At 65.3% G+C, this 22222-nt stretch carries 21 protein-coding genes; 12 read left to right on the top strand and 9 right to left on the bottom strand.

Features of this window, described 5'->3' with window-relative positions:
• The first annotated feature begins 23 nt into the window (after window positions 1-23).
• The 6 genes from dapC to cls all read left to right on the top strand — a co-directional run bounded on the left by dapC (window position 24) and on the right by cls (window position 6567).
• Window positions 24-1241, top strand: coding sequence for a succinyldiaminopimelate transaminase (gene dapC / locus PQR42_RS12295; RefSeq protein WP_408384588.1), 1218 nt, complete (start codon window positions 24-26; stop codon window positions 1239-1241).
• Window positions 1242-1321: 80 nt separating this feature from the next.
• Window positions 1322-2149 (top strand): 2,3,4,5-tetrahydropyridine-2,6-dicarboxylate N-succinyltransferase, encoded by an 828-nt coding sequence (gene dapD / locus PQR42_RS12290; RefSeq protein WP_134455700.1) that lies wholly within the window; start codon window positions 1322-1324, stop codon window positions 2147-2149.
• Window positions 2149-2514: an ArsC family reductase gene (locus PQR42_RS12285; RefSeq protein WP_012433461.1), complete on the top strand. Its 366-nt coding sequence runs from the start codon at window positions 2149-2151 to the stop codon at window positions 2512-2514. Before dapD ends, PQR42_RS12285 begins: the two co-directional genes overlap by 1 nt.
• A 168-nt stretch (window positions 2515-2682) precedes the next feature.
• Window positions 2683-3822, top strand: a complete 1140-nt coding sequence (dapE, locus tag PQR42_RS12280) for a succinyl-diaminopimelate desuccinylase (RefSeq protein ID WP_408384590.1) — start codon at window positions 2683-2685, stop codon at window positions 3820-3822.
• Between the two features lie 17 nt (window positions 3823-3839).
• Entirely contained in the window at window positions 3840-4724 is an 885-nt protein-coding gene (gene prmB / locus PQR42_RS12275; protein ID WP_408384592.1) for a 50S ribosomal protein L3 N(5)-glutamine methyltransferase, read from the top strand.
• Between the two features lie 391 nt (window positions 4725-5115).
• On the top strand, window positions 5116-6567 hold the full coding sequence (gene cls / locus PQR42_RS12270) for a cardiolipin synthase (RefSeq protein WP_408493640.1): 1452 nt from the start codon (window positions 5116-5118) through the stop codon (window positions 6565-6567).
• Window positions 6568-6578: 11 nt separating this feature from the next.
• Here the strand turns inward: cls and PQR42_RS12265 are convergent, their stop codons facing one another.
• Window positions 6579-7058: a glutathione peroxidase gene (locus PQR42_RS12265; protein ID WP_408384596.1), complete on the bottom strand. Its 480-nt coding sequence runs from the start codon at window positions 7056-7058 to the stop codon at window positions 6579-6581.
• 135 nt (window positions 7059-7193) lie between these two features.
• Here PQR42_RS12265 and PQR42_RS12260 point away from each other — a divergent pair, with 135 nt between their 5' ends.
• Complete coding sequence (locus tag PQR42_RS12260) at window positions 7194-9146, top strand: ATP-binding cassette domain-containing protein (RefSeq protein WP_408203880.1); 1953 nt, start codon at window positions 7194-7196, stop codon at window positions 9144-9146.
• Between the two features lie 12 nt (window positions 9147-9158).
• On the opposite strand, the gene PQR42_RS12255 is transcribed toward PQR42_RS12260, so the two are convergent.
• Complete coding sequence (locus PQR42_RS12255) at window positions 9159-9347, bottom strand: hypothetical protein (RefSeq protein ID WP_408384640.1); 189 nt, start codon at window positions 9345-9347, stop codon at window positions 9159-9161.
• 73 nt (window positions 9348-9420) lie between these two features.
• Here PQR42_RS12255 and PQR42_RS12250 point away from each other — a divergent pair, with 73 nt between their 5' ends.
• Window positions 9421-10470, top strand: coding sequence for a CaiB/BaiF CoA transferase family protein (locus PQR42_RS12250; protein WP_408384635.1), 1050 nt, complete (start codon window positions 9421-9423; stop codon window positions 10468-10470).
• Between the two features lie 212 nt (window positions 10471-10682).
• Here the strand turns inward: PQR42_RS12250 and PQR42_RS12245 are convergent, their stop codons facing one another.
• The 3 genes from PQR42_RS12245 to alr all read right to left on the bottom strand — a co-directional run bounded on the left by PQR42_RS12245 (window position 10683) and on the right by alr (window position 13629).
• Complete coding sequence (locus PQR42_RS12245) at window positions 10683-10961, bottom strand: DUF2866 domain-containing protein (protein ID WP_408203878.1); 279 nt, start codon at window positions 10959-10961, stop codon at window positions 10683-10685.
• Between the two features lie 143 nt (window positions 10962-11104).
• Window positions 11105-12481 (bottom strand): DNA repair protein RadA, encoded by a 1377-nt coding sequence (gene radA, locus PQR42_RS12240; RefSeq protein WP_408203876.1) that lies wholly within the window; start codon window positions 12479-12481, stop codon window positions 11105-11107.
• 77 nt (window positions 12482-12558) lie between these two features.
• On the bottom strand, window positions 12559-13629 hold the full coding sequence (gene alr / locus PQR42_RS12235) for an alanine racemase (protein ID WP_408203874.1): 1071 nt from the start codon (window positions 13627-13629) through the stop codon (window positions 12559-12561).
• 218 nt (window positions 13630-13847) lie between these two features.
• Between alr and lplT the strand changes: the two genes are divergently transcribed.
• Together lplT and thiD are read left to right on the top strand one after the other, a co-directional pair.
• Complete coding sequence (gene lplT / locus PQR42_RS12230) at window positions 13848-15155, top strand: lysophospholipid transporter LplT (RefSeq protein WP_106313391.1); 1308 nt, start codon at window positions 13848-13850, stop codon at window positions 15153-15155.
• Between the two features lie 59 nt (window positions 15156-15214).
• Window positions 15215-16021, top strand: coding sequence for a bifunctional hydroxymethylpyrimidine kinase/phosphomethylpyrimidine kinase (gene thiD, locus PQR42_RS12225; protein ID WP_408203871.1), 807 nt, complete (start codon window positions 15215-15217; stop codon window positions 16019-16021).
• 92 nt (window positions 16022-16113) lie between these two features.
• On the opposite strand, the gene PQR42_RS12220 is transcribed toward thiD, so the two are convergent.
• Genes PQR42_RS12220 through tsaB form a run of 4 tightly spaced genes read right to left on the bottom strand, consistent with a single transcriptional unit; the run spans window position 16114 to window position 19655 of the window.
• Entirely contained in the window at window positions 16114-17115 is a 1002-nt protein-coding gene (locus PQR42_RS12220; RefSeq protein WP_408384637.1) for a DUF1853 family protein, read from the bottom strand.
• Window positions 17112-18356 (bottom strand): uracil-DNA glycosylase, encoded by a 1245-nt coding sequence (locus PQR42_RS12215; RefSeq protein WP_408384598.1) that lies wholly within the window; start codon window positions 18354-18356, stop codon window positions 17112-17114. Before PQR42_RS12215 ends, PQR42_RS12220 begins: the two co-directional genes overlap by 4 nt.
• Complete coding sequence (rimI, locus tag PQR42_RS12210) at window positions 18343-18837, bottom strand: ribosomal protein S18-alanine N-acetyltransferase (protein WP_408203865.1); 495 nt, start codon at window positions 18835-18837, stop codon at window positions 18343-18345. The genes PQR42_RS12215 and rimI overlap by 14 nt, the downstream gene beginning before the upstream one ends.
• Complete coding sequence (tsaB, locus tag PQR42_RS12205) at window positions 18834-19655, bottom strand: tRNA (adenosine(37)-N6)-threonylcarbamoyltransferase complex dimerization subunit type 1 TsaB (protein WP_408384600.1); 822 nt, start codon at window positions 19653-19655, stop codon at window positions 18834-18836. Before tsaB ends, rimI begins: the two co-directional genes overlap by 4 nt.
• A gap of 181 nt (window positions 19656-19836) precedes the next feature.
• On the opposite strand from tsaB, the gene PQR42_RS12200 reads away from it, so the two are divergent.
• On the top strand, window positions 19837-20106 hold the full coding sequence (locus PQR42_RS12200; protein WP_132376843.1) for an acyl-CoA-binding protein: 270 nt from the start codon (window positions 19837-19839) through the stop codon (window positions 20104-20106).
• 445 nt (window positions 20107-20551) lie between these two features.
• Window positions 20552-22183: a DEAD/DEAH box helicase gene (locus PQR42_RS12195; RefSeq protein WP_408203858.1), complete on the top strand. Its 1632-nt coding sequence runs from the start codon at window positions 20552-20554 to the stop codon at window positions 22181-22183.
• The last annotated feature ends 39 nt before the right edge of the window (window positions 22184-22222 follow it).

The following is a 22222-nucleotide window of genomic DNA, read 5'->3' as shown; positions in this document are numbered from 1 at the left end:
TTCGATCAGGCTCGATCCGCCCAGTGAATCCGCTACTCGACTCCCTTCAGCCCTACCCGTTCGAAAAGCTGCGTGCGCTTTTCGCGGACGTCACGCCGACCGCCGGCCTCGCGCATATCAGCTTCGGCATCGGCGAGCCGAAACATCCCACGCCCGCGCTGATCCGCGACGCGGTGGTGGCCTCGCTCGGCGGTTTGTCCTCGTATCCGGCCACGATCGGGTCGCCGGCGCTGCGCGAGTCGATCGCGAAATGGGTCACGCGGCGCTACAACCTGCCGCCGGTCGACCCGGCCACCCAGGTGCTGCCGGTGTCGGGTTCGCGCGAGGCGTTGTTCGCGCTCGCCCAGACCGTGCTCGACCCGAAAAAGAATGCTGACGGCGAGCCTGCGATCGTACTCTGTCCCAACCCGTTCTACCAAATCTACGAAGGCGCGGCGATTCTGGCCGGCGCGCAGCCGTACTTCGTGAATAGCGATCCGGCGCGCAACTTCGCCTGCGACTACTCGGCGGTGCCGGCCGACATCTGGGCGCGCACGCAGCTGCTGTATGTCTGCTCGCCCGGCAATCCGACTGGCGCGGTACTGACGCTCGACGACTGGCGCGAACTGTTCGCGCTGTCGGACCGCTACGGCTTCGTGATCGCCTCGGACGAGTGCTACTCCGAAATCTATTTCGACGAAGCCAACCCGCCGCTCGGCGGCCTCGAAGCCGCCCACCGGCTCGGCCGCGGTTTCGAGCGGCTCGTCATGCTGTCGAGCCTGTCCAAGCGTTCGAACGTGCCGGGCATGCGCTCGGGTTTCGTCGCGGGCGACGCGGCGATTCTCAAGGACTTCCTGCTATACCGGACATACCACGGCGCTGCCTTGTCGACGGTGTTCCAGAGTGCCAGCATCGTGGCCTGGAACGACGAGACGCACGTGCGCGAGAACCGCGCGAAGTACGTGCAGAAGTTTTCCACGGTCACGCCGATGCTCGCCGAGGTGCTCGACGTGCGCCTGCCGGACGCCGCGTTCTACCTGTGGGCGGACGTCTCGCGCACGGGCCTCACCGACACCGAGTTCGCCCAGCGCCTCTACGCCGACTATAATGTGACGGTTCTGCCGGGCTCGTTCCTCGCGCGCACTGCGCACGGCGTGAACCCCGGCCGCAATTTCGTGCGCATGGCGCTCGTCGCCGACGTCGACGAATGCACGCAGGGCGCGCAGCGAATCGTCGATTTTTGCCGCGCGTTGGCGGGTTGAGTTTTCACTAACGGAAACCTCGGGCAAATCCGCGCACCGCATCCCTTCTTCAGACTTCAACTCTTCGATAAAGCACGCATATGTCGCAACAACTTCAGCAGATCATTGACACCGCCTGGGAAAACCGCGCCGAACTGTCGCCGAAGGCCGCTCCGGCCGACGTGCGCGAAGCCGTCGCCCACGCCATCGAGCAACTGGACAAGGGCGCGCTGCGCGTCGCGGAAAAGAAGGACGGCGACTGGGTCGTCAATCAGTGGCTGAAGAAAGCCGTGCTGCTGTCGTTCCGTCTGGAAGACAACGCGCCGATGCCGGCCGGTGGTTACTCGCAGTTCTACGACAAGGTGCCGTCGAAGTTCGCCAACTACACCGCTGAAGACTTCGCCGCCGGCGGCTTCCGCGTGGTGCCGCCCGCCATCGCGCGCCGCGGCTCGTTCATCGCGAAGAACGTCGTGCTGATGCCGTCGTACACCAACATTGGCGCCTACGTGGACGAAGGCTCGATGGTCGACACGTGGGCCACCGTCGGTTCGTGCGCGCAGATCGGCAAGAACGTGCACCTGTCGGGTGGCGTGGGCATCGGCGGCGTGCTGGAGCCGCTGCAGGCAAACCCGGTCATCATCGAGGACAACTGCTTCATCGGCGCGCGTTCGGAAGTGGTGGAAGGCGTGATCGTCGAGGAAAACTCGGTGATCTCGATGGGCGTATACCTCGGCCAGAGCACCAAGATTTACGACCGTGAAACCGGCGAAGTCACGTATGGCCGCATTCCGGCGGGCTCGGTGGTGGTGGCGGGCAACCTGCCGTCGAAAGACGGCACGCACAGCCTGTACTGCGCCGTGATCGTCAAGAAGGTGGACGCCAAGACGCGCGCGAAGGTCGGCCTGAACGAGCTGCTGCGAGGCGACTGATGGCGCGCGGCACCAAAACTGTCGTCTACGGCATCCCGAACTGCGACACCGTGAAGAAAGCCCGCGTGTGGCTGGAAGAGCACGGCGTCGAGTTCGAGTTCCACGACTTCAAGAAACACGGCGTGACCGAACCGCTCGTGCAGGACTGGCTGAAAGACGTGAAGCTCGACGCGTTGCTGAACCGTCGCGGCACCACATGGCGCGCTCTGTCCGACGACATGAAAGCGGCCGCGGACACGCAGTCGGGCGCGATCGCGTTGATGATTCACAAGCCGTCGGTGATCAAGCGGCCGGTGCTGGTGGTCAACGGGCGCGTCAAGTCGCTCGGCTTTTCCGCGGACGAGTACACCGCGCTGTTCGCGTGATCCTGCGCGTTCGGCCTGAAGCAGGATTTCGCGGAACTGAGCGCAACACGTAGTCGCGGTACGTAGTAATTCGCGGCCATGGCCGCGTGGCTCAAAAAGCTGTTGCCGGCTGCGGTGTTCAACCGCCAGCCGGCATTTTTTCATTTCAAAGTGGCTTGTATCGAATCCATGTCCGGCACCCTCGCCCTTACCGAACAACTGATCGCGCGCGCGTCCGTCACGCCCGACGACCAGCATTGCCAGCGCCTTTTGATCGAGCGCCTGTCCGCGCTCGGCTTCGAGCACGAGACGATCGAATCGAACGGCGTGACCAACCTGTGGGCCGTCAAACGCGGCGTCGACGGTACCGCGGGCAAGCTGCTCGCGTTCGCCGGCCATACCGACGTGGTGCCGACCGGCCCGCTCGAACAATGGCAATCGGCGCCGTTCGAGCCGACCCATCGCGACGGCAAGCTGTACGGCCGCGGCGCGGCGGACATGAAAGCGTCGATCGCGGGCTTCGTGGTGGCGAGCGAGGAGTTCGTCGCCGCGCACCCGGCGCACCGCGGCTCGATCGCCTTCCTGATCACGAGCGACGAAGAAGGCCCCGCCACCGACGGCACCGTCAAGGTCGTCGAAGCGTTGCAGGCGCGCGGCGAGCGCATGGACTACTGCATCGTCGGCGAACCGACATCGAGCGCGCAATTCGGCGACATGGTGAAGAACGGCCGGCGCGGTTCGATGTCGGGCAAGCTGATCGTCAAGGGCGTGCAAGGCCATATCGCCTATCCGCATCTGGCGAAGAATCCGGTGCATCTGCTCGCGCCCGCGCTGGCCGAACTGGTCGCCGAACGCTGGGACGACGGCAACGAATATTTCCCGCCCACCACGTGGCAAGTGTCGAACATTCACAGCGGCACCGGCGCGACCAACGTGATTCCGGGCCATGCTGACGTGATGTTCAACTTCCGCTTCTCGACGGCGAGCACGGTGGAGGGATTGCAGGCGCGCGTGCATGCGATTCTCGACAAGCACGAACTCGACTACGATCTGCAATGGACCGTGAGCGGCCTGCCGTTCCTCACGCCGCGCGGCGATCTGTCGACCGCGCTCGCCAAGGCGATCAAGGACGAAACCGGCGTGAACACGGAACTGTCGACCACCGGCGGCACCTCGGACGGCCGCTTCATCGCGCGCATCTGCAAGCAGGTGATCGAATTCGGCCCGCTGAACGCCAGCATCCACAAGATCGACGAACATATCGAAGTCGCACACATCGAGCCGCTGAAGAACGTGTATCGCCGCGTGCTCGAACAACTGATTGCGTGACCCAAGGACTATTTGCGATGACGCTCCCGTTTTCCACCGTTCGCGACCTGCTGCGTTTCGCGGTCTCGCGCTTCAACCAGGCCAATCTGTCGTTCGGCCATGGCTCGGCCAATGCCTACGACGAAGCCGTCTATCTGGTCCTGCATACGCTGCATCTGCCGCTCGATCTGCTGGACCCGTTTCTCGACGCGCGTTTGACCGCGGCTGAAATCGACGCCGTGCTGAACGTGATCGAACGCCGCGCCACCGAGCGCGTGCCGGCCGCCTACATCACGCAGGAAGCCTGGATGCACGGCTTCCGCTTCCACGTGGACGAGCGCGTGATCGTGCCGCGTTCGTTCATCGGCGAATTGCTGCAGGACGGTTTGCAGCCCTACGTGGAAGATCCCGAACAGGTGAGCGCCGTGCTGGAGTTATGCACCGGCTCCGGCTGCCTCGCGATTCTCGCCGCGCATGCGTTCCAGAACGCGGATATCGACGCGGTGGATCTGTCGGCGCCCGCGCTCGAAGTCGCCGCGCGCAACGTCTCGGACTACAAGCTCGACGACCGCGTCGCGCTGTTCGAAGGCGATCTGTACGCGCCGCTCGCCGAGCGCCGCTACGACGTGATCATCAGCAACCCGCCGTATGTGAACGCGGCGTCGATGCAGGAGCTGCCGGCCGAATACAAGCACGAGCCGGACATGGCGCTGGCGGGCGGCGTCGACGGTATGGACATCGTGCGCCGGATCATCGCCGAAGCGCGCAACTGGCTGACCGACGAAGGCGTGCTGGTCGTCGAGATCGGCAACGAACGGGCGCACGTGGAAGCGGCGTTTGGCGGGCTCGATCTGGTCTGGCTGTCGACCAGTGCCGGCGACGATAACGTGTTCCTGATCCAGGCGGCTGATTTGCCGGTTTGAGGTTTTAGCGCTTCTTCGGGATGCGGCGCGCGCGGCGGGGGTTGTCATGCTGTGCGCGTCGCGTCTGAGCGAAGCCGCTTTACCTTGCGCTCGCTTTGAGCCCAATCTCAACGCGTCGTATCCGAGCGAGGCCGCTCTCGCGAGCGCTCGCTTCGAGCCCAAATCTCGACCAGGTTCCCGAGGCCCGACTCGCGCGCTTCCGACCAGGCAAACGCAAAAATGTTTTGCCTGCGTCGACCACACCGCATTCAGGCACGCGCCCCTGAAACCTGACCGTGGCTTGACCATTCCCCGCCCTCAACGCACACACGTTCGGTAAGATGAGCGCGGTCAGCTACCCGGCGCCCATCGAACCGGCCCGGGCAGCGCTTCGCCAACCCAACGGCTGCCTATGGAATTCGACCTGCTTCACATCGGCACGCTGGTCGCCCTCTGCCACATTCTCGGCGTGGCCGCGGCATGCCACGCGATTCTCAACACGCGCACTTCGCAAGGTGCGATCGCGTGGGCCGTGTCGCTGGTCGCGATGCCTTATCTGACGCTGGTGCCGTACCTGTTCCTCGGCCGCAGCAAGTTTGCCGGCTACGCGGATGCGCGCCGCGTCGAAAACGAACTGCTGCGCACGCGCGCGCATCCACCGGAATGGGACACCAGTGCTTCGTCGGCGGGGCTACCCACGCTGGAGCTCGGCGGCCGGCTCGTGCATTCGCTCACGCGCCTCGGCGGCATGCCGTTTCTGCCCGGCAACACGGTACGCACGCTGGTGAACGGCGCGGCGACCTTCGAGGCCATCTTCGACGCGATCGAGAACGCGCGCCGCTACGTCATCGTGCAGTTCTTCATCGTGCGCGACGACGCGCTCGGCGAGATGCTCAAAGACGCGCTGATCGCCAAAGCGCAACAAGGCGTGCGCGTCTACTTCCTGTACGACAGCATCGGCAGCTTCGATCTGCCGCACCGCTATGTGGCGGCGTTGCGCGCGGGTGGCGTGGAGACGCATCCGTTCGCCACCAATCGCCGCTTCGTCAACCGTTTGCAACTGAACTTCCGCAATCACCGCAAGATCGTTTCGGTGGATGGCGAACGCGCGTTTGTCGGCGGACACAACGTGGGCGTGGAATATCTCGGCGGCAAGCCGCCGCTCTCGCCGTGGCGCGATACGCATATCGAGGTGCGCGGGCCGGCCGTCGCCAGCATCCAGTTCGTGTTCACGGAAGACTGGCACTGGGCCACGCAGCAGTTGCCCGAGTTCGACATGCCGCCCGCTCCGGCCGCCGACCCCGCGGCGGGCCAAGGCATGCACTGCCTCGTCGTGCCGAGCGGTCCGGCTGACAAGCAGGAAACCTGCTCGCTCTTTTTCGTCGAAGCGATCAACGCGGCGCGCGAGCGAGTCTGGATCACCTCGCCCTACCTGATCCCCGACGAGGCAGTGTTCTCGGCCTTGCGGCTCGCGGCGCTGCGCGGCGTGGACGTGCGCATTCTGATTCCGAGCCGGCGCGATCACCTCGTGGTGTTCGCCGCCTCGAAACTGTATGCGTACGACTCGCTACGCGCGGGGATCCGGATCTTCCGCTACCAGCCGGGCTTTCTGCATCAGAAGGTCGTGCTGATCGACAGCGCGGCCGCGGCAATCGGCAGCGCCAATCTCGACAACCGCTCGTTCCGGCTGAACTTCGAGATCATGGTGCTGACCGTGGATCGCGGCTTCGCCAAAGAGGTCGAAACGATGCTGCTGGCCGACTTCGCTGAATCGCGCGAAATCGACCGCAATGAGTACCGCAAGGCCACTGCGTTGAAACGCGTGCTGATGCATGTGGCGCGTCTCTTTTCGCCGATCCTGTAGCGGCCGCGGGCTTACAGCAGCTTTTCGATATCCTCGGTAATCGCGTCGGGCTTCGTCAGCGGCGCATAGCGCTTCACCACGTTGCCGTCGCGGCCGATCAGGAACTTGGTGAAATTCCACTTGATCGCTTCCAGCCCCAGCAAGCCCGGCGCCTCGCCCGTCAGATAGCGGAACAGCGGATGCGCGTTCGCACCGTTCACGTCGACCTTGTCGAACATCGGGAACGTCACGCCGTAGTTCTTTTCGCAGAAACTGCCGATCTGCGCGGCGTCGCCCGGCTCCTGCTTGCCGAACTGGTTGCAGGGAAACCCGAGCACCGCGAGCCCGCGCGCCGCATAGGTGTCGTACAGCTTTTGCAAGCCCGCGTACTGCGGCGTGAACCCGCATTCGCTCGCCGTGTTGACGATCAGCAAAACCTTGCCGTCGTACTGCCCGAGGCTCACTTCCTCGCCGCCCAACGTGCGTGCCGCAAACGAATAAATCGATGTCATGTGTTCCCCCCGTGAAAGCCGTCAGTCTATGCCAAAAGCTCCGCCGGTACAGTCGGCCGAATGGCCGATCCCGGTTGAGCGCCCGGTGTCGGGCCCGGCAGTCTAAAATAGCGGTTTTCCTCAGCCGGCCTCTTCGTGATCCGCTTTAACCAGTTCAGCCTCGCGCGCGGCACCAAGCCGCTCTTCGACAACACCACGTTCACCCTCAACCCCGGCGAAAAGGCCGGCCTGGTGGGGGCGAACGGCGCGGGCAAGTCGACGCTGTTCGCCGTGCTGCTCGGCGAACTGCATGCGGACGGCGGCGATTTTTCGATCCCGCCGAACTGGCAGATCGCCCACGTCGCGCAGGAAACGCCTGCCGCGGACAAGACCGCCCTCGCCTACACGCTGGACGGCGACGCCGCATTGCGCGCGATCGAAGCGGCGATTGCCGCCGCCTCCGCCGCGCATGACGGCGCGGCCGAAGGCGAAGCGCACGCCGCGTTCGCCGACGCCGACGGTTACACCGCACCCGCGCGCGCCGAAGCCCTGCTGCTCGGCCTCGGCTTCACGCTCGAACAGACCCGCGAACCGGTCAGCAGCTTCTCGGGTGGCTGGCGCATGCGGCTGAATCTCGCGCAGGCGCTGATGTGCCGCTCCGATCTGCTGCTGCTCGACGAACCGACCAACCACCTGGATCTCGACGCGATCGTCTGGCTGGAAGACTGGCTCGCCCGTTATCCCGGCACGCTGATCGTGATATCGCACGACCGCGAATTTCTCGATTCGGTCTGCAACGTCACGTTGCATCTGGAACAGCAGCAAATCAAGCGCTACGGCGGCAACTACTCGCAATTCGAAGTGCTGCGCGCGCAGCAGATCGCGTTGCAGCAAAGCGCGTACGAAAAGCAGCAGCGCACGGTCGAGCATTTGCAGAGCTACATCAACCGCTTCAAGGCGCAGGCCACCAAGGCGCGCCAGGCGCAGAGCCGCGTCAAGGCGTTGGAAAAGATGGAGCTGATCGCGCCGGCGCATGCATCCTCGCCGTTCACGTTTGAATTCCGCACGCCCGATTCCGCGCCGAATCCCATGATGGTGATGGAAGACGTGCGCTGCGGCTATCGCAGCGAGGGCGACCCCGCCGTCGAGATTCCGATCGTCGATCACGTCATGCTGTCGATCCAGAACGGTCAGCGCATCGGGCTGCTCGGCGCGAACGGCCAGGGCAAGTCCACGCTGATCAAGACGCTCGCCGGCACGCTCGAGGCGCTCGGCGGCCACGTGCGCGAAGGCAAGGGGCTGCGCATCGGCTACTTCGCGCAGCATCAGCTCGAAACGCTGCGCCCGGACGACACGCCGTTGCAGCACCTCGCGCGCCTCGCACCGGATACGCGCGAACAGGAGTTGCGCGACTTTCTCGGCAGCTTCAATTTTTCCGGCGAGATGGCGACCTCGAAGATCGCGCCCTTCTCCGGCGGCGAAAAAGCCCGCCTCGCGCTCGCGCTGATCATCTGGCAAAAGCCGAACCTGCTGCTGCTCGACGAACCGACCAACCACCTGGATCTCGAAACACGTCATGCGCTGACCATGGCGCTCGCGCAGTTCGAAGGCACGCTGATTCTGGTGTCGCACGACCGGCACTTGCTGCGCGCCACCACGGATCAATTCATGCTGGTCGCGAAACATCGCCTGCAGGAATTCGACGGCGATCTCGACGACTACCGCGACTGGCTGCTTCAACATGCCGCAGACCAGCGCGCGGCGCTCAAGGCGGGCGCGGCAACGAGCGGCGGCAATGGCGGCGACGGCGGCACGGACGGCGTGAACCGCAAGGAACAGCGGCGCCTCGAGGCGGAAACGCGTCAGAAGCTCGCGCACCTGAAAAAGCCGCTGCAAAGCCGCATCACGAAGATCGAAAAGGAAATGGACGCGCTCAACGCGGAGAAGGCAACGCTCGATGCGTTTGTCGTCGATCCGGCGAGTTACGAGCCCGAGCAGAAAAGCAAACTGACGGAGGCGATCCGCCGTCAGGCAGATGTGAACGCGCGCCTCGAAACGCTCGAAGCCGAATGGCTCGAGACTCATGAGGAACTCGAACAAATCGGCTAGCGGCACGCTGTTTCAGGTCCGCGCCGGCATCGACGGGAGGTTGGCTTTGTCATCCGCGACATCATCCGTCTCAACGCCTTGGGCGTCGGCTGGATCATCGGCCGCGGCTTCGGCCAAGTCTTCGGCTAACTCATCGGCGGCGAATTCGGCCGCATCTTCTGCCGCATCTTCTGCCGCTGCCTCGGCCAAGTCTTCGGCCAAGTCTTCGGCTACTTCACGGGCAGCGACTTCGGCCGCTTCGCCGGCTGCCTCCGCGCCGCCCCCGCTACAGGGCCTGCGCGTGCTTGACCTGACGCGCCTGCTACCGGGCCCGGTCGCAGCCCTGCGGCTCGCCGAGCTGGGCGCCGACGTGCTGAAGATCGAAGCACCCGGCGCCGGCGACCCCACCCGCACGATGATGCAGTCGTCGAGCGATCGTGTGGCCGGGCGGCCCGGCGCGTTTTACCGGCTGGTGAATCGCGGCAAGCGCGAAACGCGCCTCGACCTCAAGTCCGAAGCGGGACGCAACGTACTGTGCGCGCTCGCGGCCGAAGCGGACGTGCTGATCGAGAGTTTTCGGCCCGGCGTGATGGAACGGCTGGGCCTCGGCTACGAAACGCTGCGCGCGCTCAATCCCCGGCTGGTCTTCTGCGCGATCAGCGGATACGGTGCGAGCGGCCCGTTCGTCGACCATGCCGGACACGATCTGAATTACATCGGCTACGCGGGCGTGCTCGATCAACTGGCGGGCCGTGACGGCGCGCCGATCCTGCCGAATTTCCAGATTGCCGACCTGCTCGGCGGCGCCTTGAGCGCGGTCACGCAGATTCTCGCGGCGCTGTGGCATGTGTCGCGCGGCGGCGAAGGCCGCTTCGTCGATGTCTCCATGACGCATGCCACCTACGCGCACAACGTCGTGGCACAGGTCGCGCTCGCCAATGATGGCGCGGCGCCTGCCGTCGGCGCCGGTTTGCTGAATGGCGGCGTGCCCTGCTACAACCTGTACCGCACGCTCGACAACCGCTGGCTCGCGGTCGGCGCGCTCGAACTGAAGTTTTGGGAAACGCTCTGCATGGCGCTCGACCGGCCCGAATGGGCCACGCGTCACTGGAGTCTCGGCCAGGCCATCGGCGGCCCGGACGCCGCCGCGCTCACGCAAGAACTCGCCGACGTGATCGACAAGCGTCCGCTGGAAGAATGGGTTTTGCTGCTGGAGTCGCTCGACTGCTGTGTCTCGCCGGTGCTGACGGCGGCCGAAGCCGCAGGGCATCCGCTGTTCAATCCGCGGGCCTACGATGCAGCGAGCGCAGACGGTGCAGACGAGGAAGACAGGTTGATCAGATAGCGCGCGGGTGAATTTTATTCGGCGGGCCAGTCCAGGCTGGTCGGCAAAACGGCGCGTGATACGGAGCGCGTTCGCTCCCGTCGGCTGCATTGTCAGCGTTGACCTCGTCGCACCGTTTGCGGCATTGGCCTCAAGTGACATGAGCGGCAACTGGGGCACAAAACCGATCATTAACCCTGCACGCCCAGGTCCGCGCCGCGCCCCAGAAGCCCTCAGCGCCGAGCCACCGTCTGCCGCGGCAAAGTCTGACGCGGCGTCTTTTCGTCGTCGTACAGCACGTGCTTGCGGCCTTCCACATGACGATTGATCGTCGCGCGGACTTCGGCGGCCGTGGCATCTTCGGCGACCACCCGCCGCGAAATCTGCCCTGCCGTGTCGATCCATTCGACGATCCGGCAAGCGCCGCCCCAAGGCTGGCGAATAGGCGCGGAGACGCGGCAGCCGCGCACCTGGATCGGCTGCTCGGCTACGGTTTCATATGACTGTTTCAAGGCGCGATCCTTTTTCGGGCATCAGAAGGGATGCATACCCTTGCAGCTTAGGAAAAAGGAATGTCGGGTAGGTTACAGCCAATATGGAGATATTTACCGGCCATTACGGAACGTCGGGCGCCCCAAGGCGCCCGAACCCCCGTCTATTCGAGCGTGCGGACCCGGTCGATGGCCTGTTCGATCCGCTCGACCGCAACGACCTGTAAGCCTTCTATCGGCTGCTTCGGCGCATTGGCCTTGGGAATCACCGCGACCGAAAAGCCCAGTTTGGCGGCTTCCTTCAGACGCTCCTGACCGCGCGGCGACGGCCGGATCTCCCCGGCGAGGCCCACTTCCCCGAACACCACCAGCCCCTTGGGCAGCGGCTTGTTGCGCATGGACGAATGAATCGCGAGCAGCACGGCCAGATCGGCGGCCGGCTCGGTGATCTTCACGCCGCCCACGGCGTTCAGGAACACGTCCTGATCGAAACACGCGATGCCGGCATGCCGGTGCAGCACCGCCAGCAGCATCGCGAGCCGGTTCTGCTCCAGGCCGACCGCGAGGCGCCGCGGATTCGGCGCGTTGGCGGAGTCCACGAGGGCCTGCACTTCGACCAGCAGCGGCCGCGTGCCCTCCTGCGTCACCAGCACGCAGGAACCCGGCACCGACTGCTCGTGCTGCGACAGAAACAGTGCCGACGGATTGGCCACACCACGCAAGCCGCGCTCGGTCATGGCGAACACGCCGAGCTCGTTGACCGCGCCGAAACGGTTCTTGATCGCGCGCACCAGACGAAACGAGGAATGCGTATCGCCCTCGAAGTACAACACCGTGTCGACGATGTGCTCGAGCACACGCGGCCCGGCCAGCGCGCCCTCTTTGGTCACATGGCCGACCATGATGATGGTGGTGCCCGACTGCTTGGCGATGCGCGTCAATTGCGCCGCGCACTCGCGCACCTGGGCGACCGAGCCCGGCGCGGAAGTCAGCGCGTCGGAATAGACCGTCTGGATCGAGTCGATCACCGCGACATCGGGCCGCTGCTCGGCGATCGTCGCCTGGATTTTTTCGAGCTGGATTTCGGCCAGCAATTGCAGCTCGCTTGCCTTCGAACCCGGCTCCAGCAACGAAAGCCGTTGCGCGCGCAACGCAATCTGCGCGGCCGATTCCTCGCCGCTGATATAGAGCGCGCGTTTGTCCGCGGCGATCTCCGCGAGCGATTGCAGCAGCAGCGTCGATTTGCCGATGCCCGGATCGCCGCCGATCAGCACCACGCCGCCCGGCACCAGACCGCCGCCGAGCACGCGGTCGAACTCGCTCACGCCGGTGGAAAAGCGTGGCACGTCGGACGCATCGATATCGGCGAGACGGCGCACCGGCGCGCTCTTCGCTAGCGACTGGAAGCGGTGCGTGGAAGGCGCTTCCGCCACCGACTCGACCAGCGTGTTCCACGCATTGCATGAGGGGCACTGGCCGGCCCATTTCGGCGATTGCCCGCCGCATTCACTGCAGATGTACAACGTTTTGGGTTTTGCCACGCGTTATTGCCTGTGTTGCTGTTCTTTGGATTGAAACGCTTGCTGCGAGGCCAGGCGCGCGCCCGGGTTGCGGGCCTTTATTCCGCCCGCACCGGCACGCGCGGCGCCACGGCACACATCAGCTCATAGCCGATGGTGCCGCACGCCTGCGCGACGTCGTCGATCGGCAGCGAGGTGCCCCACAGTTCGACGCGCGAGCCGACGTTGGCGGTCGGAACCGGCGTCAGGTCGACGGTGAGCATGTCCATCGAGACGCGCCCGACGACCCGCGTGCGCACGCCGTCGACGATCACCGGTGTGCCTTCCGGCGCGACGCGCGGATAGCCGTCGGCGTACCCGCACGCCACCACGCCGATGCGCATCGAGCCGCGCGCCTTGAACGACGAACCGTAGCCCACCGTATGGCCTTCGACGAGCGTCTGCACGGCGATCAATTCTGAGGCGAGCGTCATGGCCGGTTGCAGGCCGGTGCCTTCGATCGCGGCCGTGACGCCGGACGGCGACGCGCCGTACATGATGATGCCCGGGCGCACCCAGTCGAAGTGCGTGGCGGGATGCCACAGCGTGGCCGCCGAATTGGCGAGGCTGCGGGCGCCGGCGATGCCCTGCGCGCCGCGCTCGAACGCTTCCACCTGATAGTCGACGCCGCGATCGCCGTCGGCGTCCGAGAAATGGGTCATCAATGTGATCTGGCCGACGCCCTGGCAGGCGCGCGCGCGCTCCCATGCGGCGCGGAACTTCTCCGGCGTGTAACCGAGACGGTTCATGCCGGTATTCATCTTCAACTGGATGTTGACCGGTTTGGACAGGCGCGCCATTTCGAGCATGCGCAACTGTTCGTCCGAATGCAGCGCGGTGGTCAGGCTGTAGCGGTCGATCACATCGATATCGGTCGGACGAAAGAAGCCTTCGAGCAAAAGAATCGGGCCGGCCCAGCCCAATTCACGCAACTTCACGGCTTCTTCGAGGTCCAGCAACCCAAAGCCGTCGGTTGCGCGCAGGCCGGGAAAAACGCGCGCGAGGCCGTGCCCGTAGGCGTTTGCCTTGACGACGGCCCAGATTTTGGATTTTGGCGCGTAGCGCCGGGCAACGGCGAGATTATTGGCGAGAGCGGAGGTATGAATCGTGGCTGAAAGGGGGCGCGGCATGGGATATTTTCGTAAAGACGCTTGCGAATCAGCGGCTTACAAGGCGTTTTCAACGCTCGGCAGCCCGCTGGGCGGTGCGATCAAGGATTCTGCTAGTCCGAATCCATCTATTTTCATGATATAAAGCCGTGCGCACAACCCATTTCGAACGGCATAAGCCCGGACGCTCAGCCAGCGGCCGGGGCGGACAGACCGCAGCGAGGACAGCATCGCATCAGATGAAAAAAGGTTTTTACACCATCATGGCCGCGCAGTTTTTTTCGTCGCTGGCCGACAATGCGCTTCTGATCGCTGCTATCGCACTGCTGAAAGATCTTCACGCCCCGAACTGGATGACACCGCTGCTCAAGTTGTTCTTTGTGCTGTCGTACGTCGTTCTCGCTGCCTTCGTAGGCGCCTTCGCCGACTCCCGTCCGAAAGGACGCGTGATGTTCATCACCAATACCATCAAGGTTGTCGGTTGCATCACGATGCTGGTCGGCGCGCATCCGCTGCTCGCGTATGGGATCGTCGGCTTCGGCGCGGCGGCCTACTCGCCCGCCAAGTACGGCATTCTCACCGAACTGCTGCCGCCTGACCGGCTGGTCGCCGCGAACGGCTGGATCGAAGGCACGACCGTCGGCTCGATCATTCTCGGCACCGTGCTCGGCGGCGCGCTCATCAGCCCGCACATTGCCGCGCCGATCCTGCGGCACCACATTCCCTCGGTCAACACGCCCGCCGAGGCGGCAATGCTGGTCATCATGGCGATCTATGTCATTGCCGCGCTGTTCAATCTGCGCATTCCCGACACCGGCGCGCGCTATCCGAAACAGGAACGCGGCCCGATCAAACTCGTCACCGATTTCGCCGACTGTTTCCTCGTGCTGTGGCGCGACAAGCTCGGCCAGATTTCGCTTGCTGTGACCACGCTGTTCTGGGGCGCGGGCGCGACGCTGCAATTCATCGTGCTGAAGTGGGCCGAGGTATCGCTGAACATGTCGCTCTCCGAAGCGGCCATTCTGCAGGCGGTGGTGGCTGTGGGCGTGGCGGCCGGCGCGATCTTCGCGGCTTCGCGGGTGCCGTTGAAGAAGTCGCTGTCGGTGTTGCCGGTCGGCATCATGATGGGCATCGCCGTGATGCTGATGGCGTTCTACACGCGCGATCTGTTCCCTGCCCATTGGGGTCTTTATTTCGGCCGCGTGCATGTGCCAGGCTATCTGATCGTCGCGTACATTTTCCTGATGATCGTCGGCGGCCTGTCGGGCTTTTTCGTCGTGCCGATGAACGCGCTGCTCCAGCATCGCGGGCACGTGCTACTGTCGGCGGGTCACTCCATCGCCGTGCAGAACTTCAACGAAAATCTTTCCGTGCTCGTGATGCTGTGCCTCTACGCCGTGCTGGTGTGGCTCGACGTGCCGGTCACGGCAGTGATCGTGCTGTTCGGCACCTTCGTCTGCGTGATGATGTGGTTCGTGATGCGGCGCCACCAGGCCAACCAGCGCGCGTTCGACTCGGTCGCGCTGATCGGCGAAGTCAAGCACTGATCCGCTGCGGGTCGTCCGCTCACGTCGCGACCCGCGCCTTCCTCCTTCCTCGCTTTGCCATGACTCAACCGATTCCCAATGTGCTGACGATCGCCGGTTCCGATTCCGGCGGCGGCGCCGGTATCCAGGCCGATCTGAAGGCTTTCTCGGCGCTCGGCGCGTATGGCGCGAGCGTGATCACCGCGCTCACCGCGCAGAACACGCGCGGGGTCACCGCGATTCATGCGCCGGATCCCGGCTTCATTACCGCGCAACTCGACGCGGTGTTCGACGACATCCGCATCGACGCCGTGAAGATCGGCATGCTGGCGAACGCGCCGATCGCGCGCGCGGTCGCCGACGCGCTGCGCCGGTATAAGCCGAAGCACGTCGTGCTCGACACGGTGATGATTTCGAAGAGCAACCACGCGTTGCTGCTGCCGGACGCGGTCGCGGCGGTGCGCGACGAATTGCTGCCGCTTGCCGATCTGCTGACGCCCAATCTGCCGGAAGCCGCCGCGTTGCTCGGCGTGCAAGCCGCGACCGATGAAGCCGGCATGGTTGAGCAAGGCGAAGCGCTGCGCGCGCTCGGCGCACGCGCGGTGCTGATGAAGGGTGGCCATTTGAGCGCCACCGATAGTCCGGACTGGCTGGTGCAGGAGAGCGGCACGCTGCGTCTCGGCGGCCCGCGTGTGCCGGTGAAGAATACGCATGGGACGGGCTGCACGCTGTCGTCGGCGATTGCGGCGCTGATTCCGCAGCGTGGGGATCTGGCGAGCGCTGTCGCCGACGCGAAGGAGTATCTGACCGGCGCGCTGCAAGCGAGCGATCGGCTTGACGTCGGCAGCGGCGTCGGGCCGGTGCATCATTTTTATCGGTGGTGGTGAGGGCGGCTGGGCGTCACGGCGGTCTGGCTGCATTCGGCCGTTCTACGCCTTAGTCTTTCCGGCGCCTCCTGGTCTTTCCCGTTCACCCACTGCTACTGCCGCGCGTAGCTTTGCGCCAGTTCGGGCCACTCGTCGGGCACGATAAAGCCACGCGAGCGTTCTATCAGATTGCCCGCGCTGTCCTCGACGAATGAAGCGACCATCGCCGGTCCGTGCTGATGCAACGTTTGTCCGGCGAGCGTTTGCGCATCGACGAAAGCAAGGCCTGCGGACTGCACCTCAAGAGGCGTATGCCGCCGCGACGCAAGCCACTCCAGCCGCGGCAATGCGCGCCACTTCTCCGAATGAGCCGCTCCAAACGCCGGCCAATCACCGCGCGTCACCCACCACCCACGACCATGCGCCGGATCGAGCTCGACAGGATCGAGCGGCGTCTCGCCGTGCCGGTAAAACAGCCAGCCTTTGATGAACATCTGCGGCGTCCAGGGACCCGCATAGCCGACCGAGGCGAACTCCTCCCGCGCGCTCAACGGCAACTGGTGATTCAGCACATGCGAGAGCTTGAGGTCGAAGCGGTCTTTCAGATTCGGGCCGACGTAGTCGGATAACTGAGCGCGCCCGTCGCCGGCATGCAGATAACACTTCACGGCCAGTTCCCAATGCAGCCGCGCACCCTGCCGCGTCTGGACCAGAAAATCGCATTCGCCGAGCGTGACGCCCGCGCGCCGCAAGGGCACGCCGGCAGCCACCAGCCGCGCCGCCGGTCCATGTTGCAGGAACCAGCCGAGCAGCCGTTCGGCGTACCGGCCGACACGTGTGATGCGCGTCGCCGCCAGTTCGTGATGCAAGGGTTCGGGCGTGGCGTCGAGCGCGCGCAGCCAGTCGATGGTCGCCTGCGCTTCCTGCAGCGTGTCGAAGGAGTTCGCCAGCGCGCCCACCGGTGGTTGCGGGCGCAACAGATCTGCGCTCAGCAACAACCACGCAAGATCGCGCACGGCGGCATCGTGCAAGGTGTCGAGCAGCGTATCGCGGCTTGCCGCATCAATGCGCAGCGCGGCCGTGGAGCCGGCCGCCGGCCCCTCGGCGGCCGTCACTTCGACGCGTTCGACGGCGCGCCGCCCGCCGCCCGCCACGTGTCGCGCGCGAGGCACAGATCAGCCCAGGCTTTGGCCTTGTCGGGCAGGCTGCGCAGCAGATACGCCGGATGATAGGTGACGATCACGGGCACGCCTTCGTATTCATGCACGCGGCCACGCAGCGACGAAATGCTCGCCTCGGTTTTCAGCAGACTTTGCGCCGCGAAGCGGCCGAGCGCGACGATCAGCTTCGGCTTGACCAGCGCGACCTGACGTTGCAGATACGGCTCGCAACGCGCGACTTCGTCCGGTTCGGGATTACGGTTGCCGGGCGGCCGGCATTTGATCACGTTCGCGATATAGACGTTGGTGTCGCGCGCGAGCGTCAGCGAACGCAGCATATTGTCGAGCAGCTTGCCGGCCTGGCCGACGAACGGCTCGCCCAGACGGTCCTCGTTCTCACCTGGCGCCTCGCCGATCAGCATCCAGTCGGCGCCGCGATCGCCGACGCCGAATACTGTGTTCGTGCGTTTCTCGCACAGACGGCAAAGTCGGCAGGCGGCGACGCGCTCGCTCAGTGCGTCCCAGTCGAGCGTGTGGATTGCCGGCGCTGCAGGGGCTTCGTCGCGTGCGTCCGCGGGAGCTTGGGTCGGCAGGTCGTCGAACCACGCGAAATCGTCGTCGGGTGGTGCGTCGAACGTCGGCGGCTCGGGGCTGCGGGGTGGCTGCGACTGTTGCCGCGGTTGCGATGACTGCGATGACTGCGATGGTTGCGGCTGGCGTGGCTCCGCCGACGCTTGCGCCCGCCCTTGCGCCGGATCCTGTGCAGGCTGCCTTTGACGTTCAGCTTGCTCGCCGTTCTGCATGGAACGCGGCGACTGGCCTGCGCGCGTTTCAGCCGTCGCCTGGCGATCGTCGTACCGATCGCGCGCCCCGGCCGAAGGCGATGCCTGCTCCAGACGACCAGCCGTGCCGCGTTCGCCTTGCGCTGGCGCGGCGTTGGCTTGTTGAACGTCGGCGGCGCGCATCGCGGGCTGCGAGGTTTCCTGCGCGCGAGCAACGGGCGGCAATCCTGGCGCCGCGCCACGCGCATCATCGCGACGCGCACCTGGCCCGGCCAGCGCACCAGCGCCCTGCCCGACCACGGCCTCGGCTTGCGCTTGCGGCTCAACAGCCGGCTCCTGCGTCACAGCCATCCCCCGACGCACCCACAGCGGCGCGAGTCCGAACTCTTCCAGTACCGATTCATGCAGCGCCATCTGCGCCCTCCGTGGCAAACGAGAAACGCATCACGATGGCGTCCTCCCGGCTGCGATGCCGCGCCGGATAATAATTTTTGCGCCGGCCGATCGAAGCAAAGCCGAAGCGCTCATACAAGTGGATCGCCCGATGATTCGACGGCCGCACTTCCAGCAACAGGCCTTCGAGTTTTTCAGCGCGGGTAATGCGCACCGCTTCGCGCAGCAGCGCGAGTCCGGCGCCGGCGCCTTGCGCCGCCGGCGTCACACACAGATTGAGCAGATGCATTTCGTCGACGACCGGCATCAGCACGCAATAGCCGATCAGCGTGCCCGTGACATGGCGCAGACAGACGCCGAAGTAACCGTTGCGCAGCGAGTCGCCGAAATTACCCCGGCTCCATGGAAACTCATAAGCGATTTTTTCGATGGCGGCGACTTCGTCCAGATCGCCTTCGGTCATCGGCGACATGTAGCGGTCCGCGAGCAGCACACCGCTCATTGCCGGCCCTCGCCTTGCGCTGCGTTGTTTGCGAGTCTCGCGGCCTGCTCGGCCTTGGCGGCCCTTTCAGCTTTGTCTGCGACCCGCTCGGCGGTGGTCTGGGCGACCTTGTCGCGCACATATTCCGGCGCGGCCTGGTCGGCGGGCACCGTGCGGCCGGCGCGCAATGCGCGCAGCGCGGCGTGAGCGAGCGGCACGGCGTGCGGTAGAGCCTCGCCGTCGACGCTGCGCGCCGCGGCGAGTGCCGGCAACCGCGCGCCGAAGGCCGCGGCGGCATTGCCTGCCAGCGTGAAGGGGACCTCGGGCAAAACGAGCCGGTCCGGCGCATCGAGCGAAGCCGCCTGCAGCGTGCGCCATTCACCTTGCGCGTCGTCCCAGGCGTAGTCGGCCCAATAGATTTCGTCCATGCGGGCGTCGAGCGCGGCAAGCACGCGCGTCACCGACGGATCGCGCAGGCGCGCGCTCTCGGCACAGGCGAGCAGCGTGCTGACCGGCACGACCGGCAGATTCAGGCCGAACGCGAGGCCTTGGGCGACGCCGGTCGCGGTACGCAGGCCGGTAAACGAGCCCGGACCGGAACCGAAGGCGATGGCGTCGCAGTCCGCCAGTTTCAGGCCGGCTTCGTCGAAAAGTTCGCGGATGGCGGGCAAAAGACGCGTGCTGGAGACCGCGCCAGTTTGCTCGTGGCGCACCCAGAGACGCGGTTCGGCGCGTGCCTCTTCAGGTGTGGCGCCAACCGGATTGCCGGCGGCGGACAGAAGCGCTACCGAGCAGAATTCGGTCGAGGTATCGAGGGCGAGGAGCACAGTTTGAGTCATGGACCGTATTGTAATCGGCACGGCGCGCGCAAATGTGGTTTGGCATGCGAGCGGCATGCTTCGGCTTTGCGCCCGCGTGCCGGCCGATGTTTGGAATAAGCCCTCGGCCCCGCGGCGGCATGCAATTGCTATGATCATCAGCCGATCTCAAATCCGATCCCGCCCGGCGGGCAACACGACAATGACCGACATCGACACCCAGTTCACCCAGGCCCACGAAGACGTCCAGCAATTGCCGGAGCGTCCCGGCAATCTCACCCTGCTGCGCCTCTACGCGCTCTACAAGCAGGCCACCCGCGGCGACGTTCACGGCGACAAGCCCGGCTTTACCGACATCGTCGGCAAATACAAGTACGACGCGTGGGCGGCACTCAAGGGCACGGCGCAGGACGCCGCGAAGCAGCAATACGTCGAACTGGTCGAAGCGCTCAAGAGCGGCGAGGCGGCCTGAAGCGGCTCTGACGCGATCCCCGGCGGCCCGCCCGCTAATCCGGCCGGCCGCCCGAACAGCAGCCGGCACAAACTTTTCCACCAGGAAAACTCCTAACAGTGGCGCAGTGCAGCAAAAGCCTATACAATGCTGCCTGCGCTTCACTGCTTTGCCCGGCTTTCCTCTAGCGGCCTTTGCGGCGCAGCGCCTCGTAGCGTTTAGCTCCAATCCAGTTTAGAACCTGTCCCCTCCTGCCTAGCCCCCTACGGGCGATCATGTCCCAGGCTGGCGGCACGCCGTGTTGGCATGTCGCATCCGATACAGCTTCTAACGAAAAGCTCGCCTTCATTGTCGCGAGCTGCCCCCGTTTTTCGATTTGCTCGCTGCTTCTTTGCTCGCTGAATCCGACGACTTGGGTATGCCGATTGGCGCCGACGTTTTAATTCCCTGTGTACCAAGGATTCTCATGACTTCGAGCAATACCCCCAGCAGCCCGTTGAACGCCATCGCCGACCAAGCCCTCGGTCTCGCCGACGCACCCGCACAAGCCGCAGCCGTTGCTGCCGCTCCGGAAGCCGTCGCCGCTGAAGCCGCAGCACCGGCCGGCCCGTCGTTCGCGTCGCTCGGTCTGTCCGCGGATGTCGTCTCCGCGCTGACCGCCGCTGGCTATCAGAACCCCACGCCGGTTCAGCAACGCGCCATCCCCGCCGGTATTGCCGGCCGCGACCTGATGGTCTCGAGCCCGACTGGTTCGGGCAAGACCGCCGCGTTCATGCTGCCCGCCATCGAGCGTTTTTCGCAACTGCAAAAGGCGCAAGCCAGCCAGCCGCGTGAACCGCGTCCGGCCGACGGCGCCCGCACGCGCCGTCCGCAACCGGTTGCCCGTCCGACCATGCTGGTTCTGACGCCGACCCGCGAACTCGCGATGCAGGTCACCACCGCCGCCGCCACGTACGGCAAGCATCTGAAGCGCCTGCGCACCGTCAGCATTCTGGGCGGCGTCGCTTACGGCCAGCAATTGATGCTGCTCGCGAAGAACCCGGAAATCCTGGTTGCCACGCCGGGCCGTCTGATCGACCACCTGGAACGCGGCCGTATCGATCTGTCGCAACTGCAGATCCTCGTGCTCGACGAAGCTGACCGCATGCTCGACATGGGCTTCATCGAAGACATCGAAACGATCGTTGCCGCTACGCCGGCTTCGCGTCAAACCATGTTGTTCTCGGCCACGCTCGACGGCAAGATCAGTTCGCTGACCGGCCGCCTGCTGAAGGATCCGGAGCGTATCGAGATCGTTCAGCGTCTGGAACAGCGCACCAACATCGCGCAAACCGTCCATTACGTCGACGACCGCGATCACAAGGATCGTCTGCTCGACCATCTGCTGCGTGATTCGGGCCTCGACCAGGCTATCGTCTTCACCGCAACCAAGATGGACGCCGACCAGCTGGCCGGCCGTCTGGCCGACGCCGGTTTCGAATCGGCCGCCCTGCATGGCGATCTGCCGCAAGGCGCGCGTAACCGCACGATCCGCGCACTGCGCGAGCGCCGTGTGCGCGTGCTGGTGGCCACGGACGTCGCCGCTCGCGGTATCGACATCCCCGGCATCACGCACGTGTTCAACTACGACCTGCCGAAGTTCGCCGAAGACTACGTGCACCGCATCGGCCGTACCGGCCGTGCCGGCCGCTCGGGTATCGCGGTGAGCCTCGTGCATCACGCGGAACAAGGCGCGTTGAAGCGCATCGAGCGTTTCGTGCGCACCCCGCTGCCGGTCAATGTCGTCGAAGGCTTCGAGCCGCGTAAGTCGGCTCCGTCGGGTAACGGCCGTCCTGGCTTTGGCGGCCGCGGCCGTCCGGGCGGTGGCAACGGCGGTGGCCGTCGCTTCGGTAGCGGTTCGGGCAAGCCGGCCGGTAACGGCGGCGGTTCGCGCAGCGGCAGCGGCAATGGCGGCGGCTGGGCCGGCAAGTCGGCTGGCGGCGGCTCGCGTGAAGGCGGCTTCGGCGGCGGTTCGCGTGAAGGCTACGGCGGTTCGCGCGACGGCGGCTACGGCGCACGCCGCAGCGACGGCCCGCGTACGGCGCGTCGCGGCAGCTAAGTACTGACCGGGCGCATTCTGCTTCAGGGCTTCGGCCCG

This window comes from Paraburkholderia sediminicola, from assembly GCF_046027355.1.
Lineage (GTDB): Bacteria > Pseudomonadota > Gammaproteobacteria > Burkholderiales > Burkholderiaceae > Paraburkholderia > Paraburkholderia sediminicola_B.
Note: the sequence above shows the minus strand (reverse complement) of the source record. Positions and strands in the feature narration are given on the sequence as shown.